The sequence below is a fragment of the Vibrio sp. CyArs1 genome (assembly GCF_022432925.1).
GTDB lineage: Bacteria > Pseudomonadota > Gammaproteobacteria > Enterobacterales > Vibrionaceae > Vibrio > Vibrio mediterranei.
Genome location: NZ_JAKRBO010000001.1, coordinates 551,234 through 566,542, shown reverse-complemented (window position 1 = coordinate 566,542; position 15,309 = coordinate 551,234). Strand labels below are relative to the sequence as shown.

At 44.1% G+C, this 15,309-nt stretch carries 15 protein-coding genes; 9 read left to right on the top strand and 6 right to left on the bottom strand.

Annotation, left to right across the window (positions count from 1 at the left end):
• Nucleotides 1-2 precede the first annotated feature (2 nt).
• Complete coding sequence (gene ptsP, locus MMA19_RS02640) at nucleotides 3-2,399, top strand: phosphoenolpyruvate--protein phosphotransferase (RefSeq protein ID WP_240205434.1); 2,397 nt, start codon at nucleotides 3-5, stop codon at nucleotides 2,397-2,399.
• 71 nt (nucleotides 2,400-2,470) lie between these two features.
• Here the strand turns inward: ptsP and MMA19_RS02635 are convergent, their stop codons facing one another.
• Complete coding sequence (locus MMA19_RS02635; RefSeq protein WP_062461329.1) at nucleotides 2,471-3,196, bottom strand: HAD-IIB family hydrolase; 726 nt, start codon at nucleotides 3,194-3,196, stop codon at nucleotides 2,471-2,473.
• 170 nt (nucleotides 3,197-3,366) lie between these two features.
• On the opposite strand from MMA19_RS02635, the gene MMA19_RS02630 reads away from it, so the two are divergent.
• Nucleotides 3,367-3,948 carry a protocatechuate 3,4-dioxygenase gene (locus tag MMA19_RS02630; protein ID WP_240205831.1) on the top strand — a complete coding sequence of 194 codons (582 nt, stop codon included), beginning with the start codon at nucleotides 3,367-3,369 and terminating at the stop codon, nucleotides 3,946-3,948.
• A gap of 21 nt (nucleotides 3,949-3,969) precedes the next feature.
• Here MMA19_RS02630 and MMA19_RS02625 read toward each other — a convergent pair whose 3' ends face one another.
• Entirely contained in the window at nucleotides 3,970-4,578 is a 609-nt protein-coding gene (locus MMA19_RS02625) for a YitT family protein (RefSeq protein WP_006069638.1), read from the bottom strand.
• 250 nt (nucleotides 4,579-4,828) lie between these two features.
• Here MMA19_RS02625 and MMA19_RS02620 point away from each other — a divergent pair, with 250 nt between their 5' ends.
• Together MMA19_RS02620 and MMA19_RS02615 are read left to right on the top strand one after the other, a co-directional pair.
• Nucleotides 4,829-5,413: an ACP phosphodiesterase gene (locus tag MMA19_RS02620; protein ID WP_198558980.1), complete on the top strand. Its 585-nt coding sequence runs from the start codon at nucleotides 4,829-4,831 to the stop codon at nucleotides 5,411-5,413.
• Nucleotides 5,414-5,507: 94 nt separating this feature from the next.
• Nucleotides 5,508-5,723 carry a TIGR02450 family Trp-rich protein gene (locus tag MMA19_RS02615; protein ID WP_006069640.1) on the top strand — a complete coding sequence of 72 codons (216 nt, stop codon included), beginning with the start codon at nucleotides 5,508-5,510 and terminating at the stop codon, nucleotides 5,721-5,723.
• 22 nt (nucleotides 5,724-5,745) lie between these two features.
• Here MMA19_RS02615 and pncB read toward each other — a convergent pair whose 3' ends face one another.
• Nucleotides 5,746-6,981, bottom strand: a complete 1,236-nt coding sequence (pncB, locus tag MMA19_RS02610; RefSeq protein ID WP_240205433.1) for a nicotinate phosphoribosyltransferase — start codon at nucleotides 6,979-6,981, stop codon at nucleotides 5,746-5,748.
• A gap of 183 nt (nucleotides 6,982-7,164) precedes the next feature.
• Between pncB and MMA19_RS02605 the strand changes: the two genes are divergently transcribed.
• From MMA19_RS02605 to MMA19_RS02590, 4 genes are all read left to right on the top strand, one after another.
• A complete protein-coding gene (locus MMA19_RS02605; protein ID WP_240205432.1) occupies nucleotides 7,165-7,833 on the top strand; it encodes an isochorismatase family protein in 669 nt (222 codons plus the stop codon).
• On the top strand, nucleotides 7,826-8,158 hold the full coding sequence (locus tag MMA19_RS02600; RefSeq protein WP_240205431.1) for a YnfA family protein: 333 nt from the start codon (nucleotides 7,826-7,828) through the stop codon (nucleotides 8,156-8,158). Before MMA19_RS02605 ends, MMA19_RS02600 begins: the two co-directional genes overlap by 8 nt.
• A 162-nt stretch (nucleotides 8,159-8,320) precedes the next feature.
• The gene (locus MMA19_RS02595; protein WP_240205430.1) at nucleotides 8,321-9,613 is read left to right on the top strand and encodes a DEAD/DEAH box helicase; all 1,293 of its coding nucleotides are present in this window, start codon (nucleotides 8,321-8,323) and stop codon (nucleotides 9,611-9,613) included.
• Nucleotides 9,614-9,727: 114 nt separating this feature from the next.
• Nucleotides 9,728-10,075 (top strand): DOPA 4,5-dioxygenase family protein, encoded by a 348-nt coding sequence (locus MMA19_RS02590; protein ID WP_240205429.1) that lies wholly within the window; start codon nucleotides 9,728-9,730, stop codon nucleotides 10,073-10,075.
• Here the strand turns inward: MMA19_RS02590 and MMA19_RS02585 are convergent.
• Both MMA19_RS02585 and MMA19_RS02580 read right to left on the bottom strand, forming a co-directional pair.
• Entirely contained in the window at nucleotides 10,072-11,037 is a 966-nt protein-coding gene (locus tag MMA19_RS02585) for a glycyl-radical enzyme activating protein (RefSeq protein WP_240205428.1), read from the bottom strand. The genes MMA19_RS02590 and MMA19_RS02585 overlap by 4 nt on opposite strands.
• Nucleotides 11,038-11,109: 72 nt before the next feature.
• A complete protein-coding gene (locus MMA19_RS02580; protein WP_240205427.1) occupies nucleotides 11,110-13,641 on the bottom strand; it encodes a formate C-acetyltransferase/glycerol dehydratase family glycyl radical enzyme in 2,532 nt (843 codons plus the stop codon).
• Nucleotides 13,642-14,022: 381 nt separating this feature from the next.
• Between MMA19_RS02580 and MMA19_RS02575 the strand changes: the two genes are divergently transcribed.
• Complete coding sequence (locus tag MMA19_RS02575) at nucleotides 14,023-14,763, top strand: sulfite exporter TauE/SafE family protein (RefSeq protein WP_006069648.1); 741 nt, start codon at nucleotides 14,023-14,025, stop codon at nucleotides 14,761-14,763.
• A gap of 72 nt (nucleotides 14,764-14,835) precedes the next feature.
• On the opposite strand, the gene MMA19_RS02570 is transcribed toward MMA19_RS02575, so the two are convergent.
• Nucleotides 14,836-15,207 (bottom strand): nuclear transport factor 2 family protein, encoded by a 372-nt coding sequence (locus tag MMA19_RS02570; RefSeq protein ID WP_006069649.1) that lies wholly within the window; start codon nucleotides 15,205-15,207, stop codon nucleotides 14,836-14,838.
• Nucleotides 15,208-15,309 lie beyond the last annotated feature (102 nt).

Sequence of the window (15,309 nt, the reverse complement as noted above, 5' to 3'; positions counted from 1 at the left end):
GCATGGTAGGCATTGTAGTAGTATCGCATAGCCGCCTATTAGCAGAAGGAGTGGCCGAACTGGCCACTCAAATGACGCAAGGCAAAGCTAATATTGCGATCGCAGCGGGAGTTGATGATCCTGAGAACCCAATCGGCACAGATGCAATTGCCGTTATGGGGGCGATTGAAGAAGTATGTGACCAAGATGGTGCTGTAGTTTTAATGGACTTAGGTAGTGCGCTACTTAGTACTGAAATGGCATTAGAACTGTTAGATGATGAGACCCGTGACAAAGTCGCGCTGGTGTCTGCGCCAATAGTAGAAGGCACAATGGCAGCGTCCGTAGCGGCGGCGGCTGGCTTATCTATTGAGGCGGTAATCGCTGAAGCCTCCAGTGCTTTAGATGTGAAAAAAGAACATCTAGGTGAGGAGCTTACTGTGCAGACTCCTGACGTTGTGGGCGAGTCTGCCGACGATGCGAATGCGTTAAGCTTTCAATGGATGGTTAAAAACCCCCATGGTATTCACGCACGACCAGCTGCGGCGATCGTAGGTTGTCTAGCGCCGTTTTCTAGCGATGTGTATCTAGAAAAAGCAGGACAAAAAGTCAGTGCGAAGAGTCTAAATAGCATTGCTAAATTAGGGGTTCGTTGTGATGAACAGATTACGTTCTATGTCAGTGGTGATGATGCCCAAAACGCATTAGATGCTTTTGTTAGCCTTGCCAATGAGCACTTTGGTGAAGCGGAACAAGTCGCTAAAGGTGAAGTAGTAGAAGAGGTATTGGAGCAAGCTCCCGAGCTTACTAACGATATTGAAGGCGCCTTGGCCGGTATTAGTGTCAATGGCGGTATTGTGACGGCTCCAGCAGTCATCTTTACCCAAGAAATGCCCAATGTTCCGATACGCACATTTACCAATGCAGAGCAAGAATTTGCGAAGCTTAAACACGCTATCGCAGAGGTTAAGCAACATTTAGAAGCTCAAGCAAAATTGCCTCATGGTGAAATCTTTGCTGCGCATGCGATGATGTTGGCTGACCCTGAAATTGCGACTCAAGCAGAAGCAAAAGTTGCAGCGGAGTTAATCGCTGAGCAAGCGTGGATGGACGTGATGATGGCGCTAGCGGCACAATATCAAGCTGCGGAAAGCCAATACATGCGTGAGCGTGAAGCAGACGTTTATGATATTTGTCGTCAAGTGATGCTGTCATTGACGGGTGAGAAACCGAAGGCGATAACCATCGAGCAGCCAAGCGTTTTACTCGCTCGTGACTTAATGCCTTCGGATGTGGCGGGTCTTGATAAATCAAAAGTGGTAGCTATTTGTCTAAGTGAAGGCGGTAAAACCTCTCACAGTGCTATCTTGGCAAGAGCTATGGGAATTCCTGCAATAGTAAAAGTTCAAGGTTGCCTTGAACAGGTTAAAGCAGGTGATAACATCACAGTAGATGGCTTCAGTGGATTATTGTGGTTTGCCCCAACTCAAGCGGTACAGGAAGAGCTAAATAGCAAGCGTCATGAATGGCTTGCGGCTCAAGAGGTCGCGTTACAAAACGCTCAATCACAAGCAGTAACCCAAGATGGTACCTCGATTCACGCTTTGGCTAACATCGGTGGTCCTGAAGATGTAGAAGCGGCGTTAGCCAATGGCGCTGAAGGGGTTGGCCTGTTCCGTACCGAATTTTTGTTCCAAGAAAGCGTAGAACTACCAACAGAAGATGAACAATATACGGTCTACAAAGAGATTGCAGCTGCGTTTGGCGACAAGCCAATCACGATCCGCAGTCTTGATGTTGGTGGTGACAAGCCGCTTGCCGCATATCCGATGCCAGAAGAGGAAAACCCTTTCTTGGGTCAACGTGGCGTGCGTCTGTGTTTGAAGCATGAAGCGCTTTTTGAAACGCAGTTACGTGCAGTTTTAAGAGCTTACGCAGAACAACCTAACATTCAATTGATGATTCCAATGATTGCAACGGTTGCTGAAGTAAAAGCAGTGAAAGCATTGATCGCTAAACAGTGTGATAAGTTGGGGTTGCCTGAATCCACTCTGCCTGTTGGCATAATGATTGAAGTACCAGCTGCGGTATTCAACGCGGATGCCTTAGCGGCAGAGGTCGACTTCTTCTCGATTGGCACCAATGACCTAACACAATATGTTATGGCGGCTGATCGAGGAAACACTGAAGTTGCTGAGCTAGTAAATTACTTCGAACCAGCGGTTATTAAAGCTATCGAACTGACCATTCAATCTGCAAACAAAGCCGGTATTTCGGTTAGTATGTGTGGTGAAATGGCAGGGGATGTTAAAGCGACAGAGCTATTGATGAATCTAGGGCTGAGAAAATTCAGCGCGAGTTCTACACTGATTCCAGAACTTAAACAAAAAGTACGTTCCCTAGATTTTGCAAACGCATAATCATCTTTAAGATAGCTAAACATGGCCAGTAGTTAAAACTACTGGCTTTTTTGTTGTTTGGATCTACACATTCATCGATTGTTTTGCCAGTGTTTTAACCCTTCGAGTACACCAAGCGCATGGGTATTTTTCGCCGTATAGACATGAGATAAAGAAGAAAGGTGCGCGACCTCTTGATAGTGATTCGCCACTAATATTGCGTTAATCCCTGCTATGGTCAGCATAGCGGTATCGTTGCCGGAGTCGCCTGCAACGACAACCTCTGAAGGACAGAGCTTATGCTTATTCATTAAGTGGTGGATGGCTGTTGCTTTATTTATACCTTTTGGTGTGATGTCTAAAAACCAATCGTGCGAGTAGGTGAGGTCGACATACAGCTCATTTTCTTGAAACAGAGCTTGTAGGTACTGTAATTGCTTACCGTCTAATCTCCCTTCATAAGTCAGCTTATAGCTGCCCTGATGTTCAGGTGTCTGTTTCCCCAAAAAGCCACAATCATGTAACGCGGCAGAAACTCGTCCTTCATCCCATAGACAATCCATTTTTGTGTGCCAGTCATAGTCAGGGGTTAGCGTACGTTTATGATGAATCTGAGTGCCGACGTCACTGACAATAGTGTTAGGTCTAGGTAACGTATGCTGAGCTAATCCATCGTTAATTGAATGAAAGGTTCTCCCCGTAGCGACTACGAACTGCATACCTGTTTGAGCTTCAACGTAGGAAGTAAACTCTGATAACTCATCGGTAGGCCCACCACTGATTGTTCCATCAAAATCGCATACCAACATCTTTATCATTGAATAAACTCCTTTTTTCTTGATTTAAGTGTATATCAACTGTTTTCTGATGACTGTTATTTCGAAAACATTTGCAAAATGTGTGAGGACAATAAATGCAATTGATCAAAAACTGGCAATCCGAACCATCTGAGCCACAATTGTTTTTAAGAAGCGTGGAGGACTGTACGATGCAAAGGAGAGATTTTCTGACCATATGCTCGGTGTGGTTTGCGTGGCCTGTATTGGCTAACACAAGCCTGCCAATTACGCCAACGCAGGCAGAAGGCCCGTTTTATCCGCTTAACACTATTCCAACTCGCTCAAATCTCATTCTCAACCAATCATCGCTCATTGGTAGAACTCTCGAACTAAGTGGTCATGTGAAAACACCAGAGGGCAAACCTATGAAGCAAGTTCGTGTGGAAATTTGGCAATGCGATGGTGCTGGTGTTTATGATCATCCTAGACAGCCTGGCGTTGAACAATTCGATCGAAACTTTGCTGGTTCTGGGGCAACTGAGTCCAACGAAGAAGGTAGGTTTAATTTCACTACCCTCTACCCAGTACCTTATACAGGAAGGCCGCCTCATATCCATGTCAAGCTATGGCTTGGAACTAGAGAACTGTTAACCACACAATTATATTTGCAAGGGCAAACAGGTAATGAGTGGTGGGGTGGTAATGAGCGTGAGTTGCTTCAATTAGACACTAAAGATGCTAAAGGGAGTGCACACGCTCATTTCGATTTTATTGTGGCTTCACTTAGTTAAGCTACGTTGGGGATCGGAATTTTATGACTGGCTTGGTAAGGGCTGATAACGCCCTGGCTTGTGATTCATCGCTAAAATTAGGTTAGTTGCAATGGCTCCGACAACGGATAGAGCGATGAGGTAGAAATCGACGACAAACAGTGACAGAACCACAATAGTGCAGTCTAGTGCCATTTGAACTTTGCCTGCTCGTATACCGAAGCGCTCTTGCAAGAACAGAGCGAGAATATTAAACCCACCTAAACTCATTTTATGACGGAAAATGACCAACATGCCCATTCCAATTAGTCCGCCACCAATCAACGCAGCATAGATTGGTTCAATGTGTGCGATCTGAATGACGTGGTGAAGATGGTCTACCGCGAATGAAACGATACTCACGGCAATAAAGGTATTGATGGTGAACTGCCATCCCATTCGGGTTACCGAAAGAATGTAGAACGGTAGGTTAAGCATAAAGAACACTTGGCCAAAACTGAGAGCGGTCACTTTAGTGATAAACAGTGCGAGTCCCGCAGTGCCACCGGTCAGTAGCCCCACTTGGTTGAAAAAAATAACGCCAAGTGATACCAGTGCGCTGCCAAGAGTGAGAGCGAGTAGGTTCTCTCTAAGGCTATGATCTTTGTCCATAAAGACACTTCCTTTGAAAATAAAATTGATATCTACAGTGCAAACGATCCTTCGTGGAACTTCACAAATGTAAGAGGCGCGAGTTTAATTGTGACGGCAGGGTGGTGTCGAGTTGATGGCTGATATCAGATTTTTATTGAGTGTTTCGTCAGATTTACACTTGGCGCATACGATGCTATGAGTGAGTGTGGGATTTGACCGTTTGGATAACAGTCACCACAATGTAGCAAACGACTAGTAATGGAGAGTTATGAATTTCTTAGCACACCTGCACATTGCGGATCACTGTCAGAGCAGTCTACTAGGCAACTTACTTGGAGACTTTGTTAAGGGGGACCCCTCAAAGCTCTATAATTCTGATGTTAGCCAAGGGATCAGGCTGCACCGTTTTGTCGACTCTTATACCGACAACCATGCCATCATCAAACTGTGTAAACAGCGTTTCGATCCAGACCTAAAACGATTTGCGCCTATCGCCATGGATATGTTTTGGGACCATTGTCTAGCTAAGCGATGGCATGATTACCACCATCAAACCCTGCAAGAATTTGTTGATAGTGCAGAAGCAAAGATTACGTCTACTGAAGAAGTATTACCAGAGCGTTTTATCAATATGACTTCTCATATGTGGCAAGGACGTTGGTTAGAGTCATACAGTGAACTAGAAAACATACAGTACGCCCTAGAGCGAATGTCACTTAGAAGTATGCGCATGACACCTCTTGCTGATTGTGGAGTGCAACTAGAGCAGAATTATCAAGAGTTTTCAGACTTTTTCGCTGAACTCTATCCAGAGGTTCTTGAGCAAGCGATTAAGATCGGGAAGATTTTCTGACGATTTGGCGAACTACGTTTGTCTTGTTTGAACTTAATCTATACCTGACCCGTAGAAGAAATTCTAATGATAAACAGATGGTTATGGGTTTGAAATGAATCGTATTAATCCAGCGAAATTACGAAACAGCAAATGGACGGCGATTAAACCGCTTAATAGAGAAAAGCACTTTCTGGTGTCAGAAGTCGAGTTTGAAGAGGATGGGACAGTCATGTCGTGCAAGCTTGAAGCCGTGCTGTCTCGTAACGAATATCCGATTGATTGGACTGAGTTAAAAGACAGCGAAAAGTGGCTTCAAGGATGGAAATAGCGGAGGCGTTGAATGCGTGAGCTTACGCCGCATATTTGCTTTGTACACCGAAGCTTTTCTTTAATTCAGCCAAAAATTCTTCATCTTCACACATAGCTTTTTCTGGCTCGTCACTGATTTTTGCAACAGGACGACCGTTGCATTCAGCCATTTTGACGACAATAGACAGGGGTTGGTATTGCGCAGAGTCTTGTTGCCAATTGCCCATGTCATTGGCTAGGAATGTACCTATACCAAAGCTGATATTCGCACGACCCGCGAAGTACTCACATATGTCGAGAGCGTCAGCAAAGTTTAGTCCGTCGGTGAAAATTAAGATTTTTGACATTGGATCGATACCAAGGGATTGGTAATGCGCGATCATCTTGTCACCCCATTCAAAAGGATTGCCTGAATCATGACGCACGCCAGCGTAGTCATTGGCTCGCTCTACATTGAAGTCCTTTAGAAAGGCATCAATACCAATCGTATCAGTAAGCGCAATACCAAGTTTTCCATTAAACGTAGACTGCCAAAGGTCTAGAGCAACTTGTTGCGACTTCTCTGGTTCCACTAGTGCTTGATGCGCCATAAACCATTCATGTGCCACGGTACCAATTGGCGTAAGGTCTAGCTCTTTTGCTAATTGATAGTTGCTTGTGCCACTCATTAGTGCAGGAGCATGTTGCTTGAAGTAGCTCACCACCTCGCGTTGAACCAGCGCGCTAAATCGACGACGGCTACCCATTTCAGAAAACTGAAAATTTTCAATGGAACGTTTCTTCAGTTCGGATTTTATTGCATCGACTTTTTGTTCAAGCGTAGTCGTGAACTGAGAGTAAGGTATTGCGTTCCAACGTTGGCGACTGCGCAGCTCTGAGATAATGCTCATCACCAAGGTTTCGTAAAGAATGGTTTCGTGCCAAATGCCGGTAATGGAAACACTAAGCTGCTCATCAGTCTTAGATACCTTCACTTGGTGCTTAGGAGCAAATGCGAAGTCAGACAGATAAGTGAGGAAGTTGTCATTGAGATAAGGGGCTTGGGTTGTTAAATAAGCAATATCTTCGGTCGTAAATCGACAGCCTGAAAGAGCGTTTATCTCTTTTTCAATAAGGGGTTGGAGGTCTGATAAATCTTCATTCGATCGAACAATAAGTTCGTAACGCACGCGAGTCTGCGGATAATGCGTGAACGCTGCAAACATCATATTGATTTTGTATACGTCTAGGTCGAGTGCGCTTTGAATAATACGATCGTTGAAAAGTGAGCCTGACATCCGGCATTCCTACTGTGTTACTAGGATTGATAAAGAAGTGGCACTCTAGATAAGGCTGAGAAAATTGTCAAATACCCTGTTGGGTGAAGACGCTATTCGTAAAGGACGTGTGTTATCTATTTACTTAAGTATGATAGAGAGTATTACCGATTAAACCCTAGACGAATCGTGAAGGAAGTCATCATGTCTTTGACCACTATACAACTCTTTAAATCCCAAACTGCGTCCATTGATGTGGACCCTCAAAAAGGATTTAGCGAGCTGTGTCCTGATGAATTGCCAGTGCAAGGCGCGTTAGAGATTGTTGCAGAGTTGGTAAACAATCATAGTAAAGCTGCGTTAAAACTGGTTTCTCGAGATATGCACCCTCCTGGTGCCGCTTGGGAGGCGGAAACGCCGGAGCGTATGCTGGAACCAGTTGGATTGCCTGAGGTCGACATCAAATGGAATCCTCACTGTGTGGTGGGAACGGAAGGCGTGGAGTTGCTGCCTGGACTGCCAGCGATTCGTGACTATGATTTTCAAATCAATAAAGGCATCGACCCAGATGCTCATCCTTATGGTGCATTTTATCACGACCAAGCTGATACATTATCAACGGGAGGGATTGAGTTTTTACAATTTAAACGGGTTAAGAATGTGATTGTTGGTGGCTTGGCTCTAGACTTCTGTGTGAAAAAGTCTGTTGAACAGCTCGTCGATGCAGGCTTTGACGTTATTCTGAATTTGGCTTCGACGCGTGCCGTATTTCCTGGCAATGTGCAGGAAGTCATTGAGCATCTTGTAAGTCAGGGTGTGACAGTTGTGGAAAACGCTGCCTCCATCCAGTTATTGGATACTTTACATGCCTGAACTAAAAACAATGGGGCTGTTCTTCGTCACGGCCGTGGCGGAGATATTAGGCTGCTACCTGCCTTACTTGTGGTTAAAAGAAGGGAAGTCAATTTGGTTGCTTGTCCCTGCCGCGATTTGTCTTGGGTTGTTCGCTTGGCTTCTTTCTTTGCACCCTACAGCGGCTGGCAGGGTGTACGCCGCGTACGGTGGCGTTTATATTTTCGTTGCAATCTTGTGGCTTTGGCTTGTAGACGGCATTCGTCCAACTATGTGGGATATTGTTGGCGTATCAGTCGCATTACTTGGTATGGTAATCATCATGTTCGCCCCAAGAAACATTTAGTCTAAGTAGCAAGTTGAAAGCAAAGCATTGGTATATCTGCTCGGTAGTAGCAGTTATACACCGTTCAAGTCATGATTGATGAACTAAGTCAATAATGGCGTTAACCAATGTCGTGTTATCTGATACACTCGCGACCCCTAAATAATACCTGTTGGCGAATTTATGACAGACAAGACTTTACTTGATGCTTCCGAAGGCGTGATTTCGTTTGATTCTTTTGCTTTTAGTAGCACAATTCATCAAAACCTAGCTGCGTTGAACTATGAGTCGCCAACACCTATTCAAGCACGTGCTATTCCACATGTTCTTGATGGCAAAGATATCTTAGCCGGAGCACAAACAGGCACGGGAAAAACTGCGGCGTTTGGGCTTCCTTTGATTCACAAACTTGCTCAAGAACCTAAGGATCGAGAGTCTAACTCAAAAGTTATTCGTTCTTTAGTACTAACACCAACAAGAGAACTTGCACAACAGGTGTTTGATAGCTTAGTACCGTTAGCAAAAGACACTGGACTTAAAGTAGTTGTTGCTTACGGTGGCACAAGTATGGGCGTACAAACTAAAAACCTAGTTGGTGGTACCGACATCTTGGTAGCAACACCAGGACGCCTTTTGGATCACCAACATAACCGCAATATCACTTTATCTGAATGCGAATATCTAATTTTGGACGAAGCTGACCGTATGTTAGATATGGGATTCATGCCAGACTTGAATCGTATTCTCAAGCGCTTACCAAAAGAGCGCCAAAATATGATGTTCTCAGCAACATTTGAACAGCGTATCAAAACGCTAGCGCATCGTATTATGAATGAGCCTATCGAAGTTCAAGTCACCCCAGCGAACTCTACGGCAGATACCGTGAAACAGATGGTTTATCCCGTCGACAAAAAACGTAAACACGAACTGCTGGCGTACTTAATTGGTTCTCGCAATTGGCAACAGGTATTGGTGTTTACCAAAACAAAACAGGGTAGTGATGCACTCGCAAAAGAGCTTAAGCTTGATGGCATTAATGCGGTTTCGATCAATGGTGATAAGAGCCAAGGAGCGCGTCAAAAAGCGTTGGATGATTTTAAATCCGGAAAAGTACGAGCATTGATTGCAACGGATGTTGCGGCTCGTGGACTAGATATTCAGCAGCTGGAGCAAGTTGTGAACTTTGAGCTGCCGTATAAAGCGGAAGACTATATCCATCGTATTGGACGAACAGGTCGAGCGGGGCATGCAGGTTTTGCAGTATCGTTAATGAGTCACGATGAGCAGTATCTTCTAGAAGCAATAGAGCGTTTGCTAGATACGCGATTACCACAAGAGTGGTTGGCAGGCTTTGAACCAAGTCCGGCCTCTGAAGTCGAACCTGATCGTGCACCTCGCCGTAAAGGTCGAGGGGCGGATAAACGTAAGATGAAAGCCAAGCTTAAGATTCATGCCAATCGTGGTAAAAAGCGCTAATTTACTTCAAAGAAAATAAGGGTAAGAATTTAACTTCTTCCCTTATTTTTCAGATAGATATCAGTTACAATCCCGCCACTATTTCCTCACGCAATTTTATCGCAAAGTAACCCCATGACATCACCTCAAAAACCCCAAAACCTTCACGATAAATACCATGCACACGTCTACTTTGATCAATCTTCTTTAGAAATGGCTACCGTGTTAAGTGAAACCATTACAGAAAAGTTTGGTCTGCATGTCGGAAGAGTACATCAAAAGCCTGTTGGACCTCATACGAAGTGGAGCTTCCAGGTTTTGTTCTTTCGTGAAGACTTTGATGCACTTATCCCTTGGCTTGATAGTGTTAGAGGTGAACTCAGTGTTTTAGTACACGCCGACACTGGCGATGACCTTATTGATCACACCACTTATGCATATTGGCTAGGTAAACAAGTGCCTCTAAATCTTGATGGATTCTAATTTGCGCATTTCAGGTTGGCGTCTTTTGTTCCAACCGTACAATGGATGCCTCGGCGATTTAAGTAGTCGGCAATTTGATTTACCCTTAGTTGAAAACTATCACGTTCAAAGGCTAAATCGGCCATCTTGTATGGCAACCCTAATGAGCGGTATTTCTCTTCCCCTAAGCGCATAAAGCTAAGTAATTGCAGCGTTTGTACGCGTCCGTTGAGCTCATTAATAATGAAATCAGCGGTCGCGGTAATATTCTCATCGTCATCGTTGATGGACGGAATAACTGGGATTCTCAATATGATAGGCTTTTCAGTTTTACTCAATGCTCTAAGATTATTGAGGATTTTACGATTATCGACTCCGGTGTGCGTTTTGTGGCGCTGGCTATCTAGTAGCTTAATATCGGAGATAAATAGATCGGTATAGGGAAGGAGCTTTTCTATTCGGTTCCAGTTAGCAAAGAAACTCGACTCTAAACAAGTGTGGATGTTTTCTTGTTTGCATAACTTAAACAACTCCAATACAAAGTTGCTCTGTAAAAGGGGCTCTCCGCCAGACACAGTTACACCACCACCTGAACGTTGATAGAAGCCTTTGTCTTTGCGGATAGCTGTCATGCACTCATCCAAAGTCATGAAACTGCCCCATTGTTTGATTGCTTCTGCAGGGCAGTCGTCAGAGCAAGCCATACAGGAAGAGCAAAGATCACGTTTGACCTCAAATAGATAATCATCGGAAAACGTCAACATATTGGGCGATGGACAAACCTCTAAACACGTTCCGCAGTGCTCACGTGAGATGCACTGGTTATGGTAGACCCCAACTTCTATTCTGCGATTAAAACTCTCCGGGTTTCCACACCAATCACATCGTAGAGGACATCCTTTAAGGAAGAATTCAGTTCGGATCCCTGGACCGTCGTGGAGTGTAAAGCGCTGTACATTCAATACGGTGGCTTGGTTTGACACAAATAACCTCAATTAAGTTAGAAGCCGGGCGTTGAATGCCCAGCTTGACAGTAGTTGTATATAGGTTATTTGTTAGAACCTAAGCTCGGTGCGTTGAATTAAGTCGTCTTGCAAAGGTTTTCCAAGTTCCACGAAATACGCACTGTATCCCGCTACTCGTACTAACATGTCTCTGTACAGTTCTGGATTTTTCTGGGCGGCGCGCATTTTGTCCGAACTCATAATATTAAACTGCACGTGCATGCCTTGTTTGGATATGTATTCGTCGATAAAACTGGCCAGAATATCTCTTCCTTCAATGCCTGAAACGGCGTCTTCTGGAAAACGTAAATTGAGTAGAGTGCCATTGGTCGCCAAGCTATGATCTACCTTCGTGACGGAGTTGACGATAGCGGTCGGGCCTTGCGTATCGTGCGAACCGCCTGCGGTATGGACAGGTCCCATGTTATCAGAGATAGGTTCTTCATTTTTGCGACCATCTAACGACGCATTGGTATATAAGCCCATACCAACATTCGCATTGACGGTGTAGACGCCAGGGCTAAACTTTCCGCCTCTAGGATTGACGCGTCCCTTGATATGACGGCAATAGCATTCAAACATAAAGGTGAATAGCTCGTCGGCTTCATCGATGTCGTTGCCATAATGGGGGATCTTGGAGCTATTGACGAGCGCGTACAGCTTTTCATAACCAACCCAATTATTCTTCACAGCATCAAGCAATTGTTTACCCGTGTATTTCTTGTCATCAAAGACTAACTTCTTAATGGTAGAGAGAGAATCAGCGCAAGTTGCTATTCCAGCAGCCTGCGGAGCAGTACCATTATATTTCACACCACCAAACGTCATATCGCGTCCGGTTTCGATACAACCCTCAAAAAACGCGGAGATATAGGGAGTGGGTTTCACCATACGATGAATCTTGTCGGTGACATTTAAGCAGCTACATAATTGATCGCACCAGTACGCAAACTGTTTATCGACACTTTCTAGAACTTGTTCAAATGTAGCGTAAGTTTCTAAACTGCCAGTATCTGGCCCCAGTTGCTGGCCAGCATTTGGCCCTGAAAGAATTCGTCCACCATTGATGACCATTTCCATCATTTTTGCGGTATTCACGTAGCCAGCGTCCAACCAACCGTGCTCTTTGCCGGGTATTGTAGGTTCAACGCAGCCAACTACAGCGTAATTTCTCGCCTCAGCTAAAGACACCCCTTTACCTAACATGGCTTTTATCGCTGGGGTATCATTGAACAATTTAGGGTGACCGTAACCGGCTCTAATGCATTCAATCGTCTTAATCTTGAGCTCGTACGGTGTTTTCTCGTGCATTCGAACGCAGACCCAAGGGTTCATCATTCGAGTATGGGCTGATGCTTCCAACATTAACATTGTTAGGTCGTTGGTGGCGTCTTCACCTTCTGAGTCTACTCCACCTAGAGTTAAGCTTTCTCCACCAAAACCTCGACCATTGCGAACTTTTACTGTGCCTTTATCTTTGAGCTTAGTTGGGTTGTTCATTTTGACGTAAAGCACTTCAATGAGCTCTAGGATAAACGACTTTGATACGGCACGTTCATTGACATCTTTTTGGTAGAAGGGAAGTAACCATTGGTCCATACGACCATAAGAGATAGAGTGACCATTTCCCTCAATTTGGGTCAAAGTAACGGCAAAATTGAATAACTGAATAGCTTGCCAGAAAGACTTTGGAGCACCACCTGCGATTTGCTGACAGTTGAGAGACATGGTGTACAGTTCTTGTTTGCGTTTAGCGTCAGTTTCATGTTCCGCCATTTTAGACGTTAACTGCGCGTACCTTGTAATATAGTGCTTAGCCGCTTCTAAACATACAATGGTCGCTTTGTAATAATCTCGTTTATCGCTATAGTCGGGGTCTTGTTTCGACAATTTCTTCAATGCGGAATTGGCCTGCAAGATAACCCCGTCATAACCAAGCGTCATGAGCTTAGTGAAGTCCATGGCAAAATGTCCGATGCCTGCAAAATGGTAATTATTGGTCTGAAAGACTTTTTCACCCATATGTGAGCCTTTCTTTTGGTCATCATCAAGGTGGGCCGTAATGATCTCATTGGCCGTTTTGCCTTTCCAGTATGCGCATAACTCCAAAATTTCGTTTTTATCCTGCTCACTACGTATATAAAATTGGTCGTTACTTCGTTCTTCAAAAGGAGAGTGAAGGATTTCGTCAATGATCCAGTCAACAGAGAATTCAGGATAAATAGGTGAGGCTTTTGCTGGAGCAGCAATCTCCCCTAGGATTAGTTCGTCATCATAAACGTGCAGTGTGCAGTTATGGAGAATGTTCTGGAAAGCGAAAGCAGTCTGCAGGATACGTGGTAAGGTTTCATTCTCTCGATATGCTTCGGTAACAAGACGAAGACGCTCAACGTCGATGTCATACGACCTATCTAGGAAGGTTTGTCTTAATTGATTAACTCGCGGGAAAGGGGACCAATCGGCATGATCCACTTGGTATCCTAACCCATAAACCTTATCAAACTCTTCGATTCCCCTTGCTGACGTGTGCTGATGAGCCTGTGTTTCAAATAACTGCTCCGACTCTAACTGGAAGTGATCCATTGTTTACCTCATAAATTTAAATACGATGAATTCGTTAACAGTTTCAAATCGATACTTTTTTGAAGGCGTCCCTGTTGAAGGTCGATGATTGCTCGTGTTTATCCGCTACCACGGTTTATCTACAAGGATCTGAAGGGAAGGCTGATTCGGATGAGAGCCTCTTAAAAACACCTTCAGTCTTATAGACGCTTTTGAGTGAGCATTTTGTTCAAAACTGTATGGATATGGTCATTATAAGGAGATGGATGTCTTGTTCTGAGAAAATAGTCACACTAACGAATCTAAATGTACATAAAACAACAAAATGTGACACGAGTAATGGTTATTAAATTTCATGAGTCTATAGTGTGAAGAACTTTTAACGGCTGAATAACAGGACATATGGACACCACTTTAATACTCGTTTCGTTGATCATTGCATTAGCGGGTTTCACACAGGGGTTAACGGGATTCGGCTCAGCGTTAGTGTCGGTTCCGTTGCTTTCATTCATTGTTGGAGCTCAAACAGCAGTCCCAATTGCTGGTATTTTTGGCTGGTTAGTTACCTTGCCAATCGTTTGGAAAATGCGCCATTCAATACAACGCCAAACAGGATTGATTCTATTTGCCGGTTCGGTACCTGCGTCTTTTGTTGGTGCTAAGTTACTGGCAACGATGCCTTCCCAGTACATTCTTTTGACTATGGGAATTGTCTTAGTTGCTTCAAGTTTACATTCTCTACGCTCAACTAAGCCTTTGTTTAAAAAGACTTCTGTTCCGGTAACAGTAGGGGCAGGTTTCACTTCAGGTGTTTTAGGTGCTAGCGTAGGTGAATCGGGTCCTCCTGTGATTGCGTATACATCGATGCAGCCTTGGACGGCCGATCAAACCAAATCGACATTGGCTTTCTTCTTTATGTTGCAGATGATTGGTGCCAACGTGAGTTTTTGGAATGAAGGTTTGATAACTGAAGAAGTGTTGTCTTTGGTGATGTCGGCAATGCCAGCGTTTGTCATTGGTTTAACTGGCGGGATGATCGGCTATCATCTTTTACACAAATACAAAATTGACTATCACCGAATCGTACATATCTTTTTATTAGTCATTGGATGTATGTTAGTGGCGAAAAATGTCCATTTTTGATTATCTAAGTCAATTTAATACTAAGCCCCGTGTATAACGGGGCGTACTAATAAATGACTAAAGCAGGATAGTCTACCTCTCACCAAGCACTTCAAACTCATCATAAGTTAACCGAGACGCACCATCGGTTTGAATTTCCCATAGTTCTTTATGAACAACTCCGAAGGCGTTATTCATTGTCCAGTCTGAGGTCAAAATGTATGACGTTTCTCCAGCCTTTTCCCATTTAGTATTGGTGTAATCAACGTCTTTAAATCCTTGATCTATAATGTTTTGCCAGAATGCCTGTATTGCCTCTCGACCTTCAAATGTACCAAAAGGTTTCGCTACCATTACAGCGTCTTCGGCGTATTGTGCCGCGCAGCCAGCGGCATCCTGATTGTTAAATGCAACTTGCCATGCGGAAATTCCAGTTTTTGAGCGTTCTAAAGCTGATTGAGTCATCGTCATACCTTTTAATTTGGGTTGTGTTTGAGTTAATCATAGAGATAGTATTGATGATGAAAAACAAACTAATTGGAAAGGTATGTTCTGTTAAAGAGAACA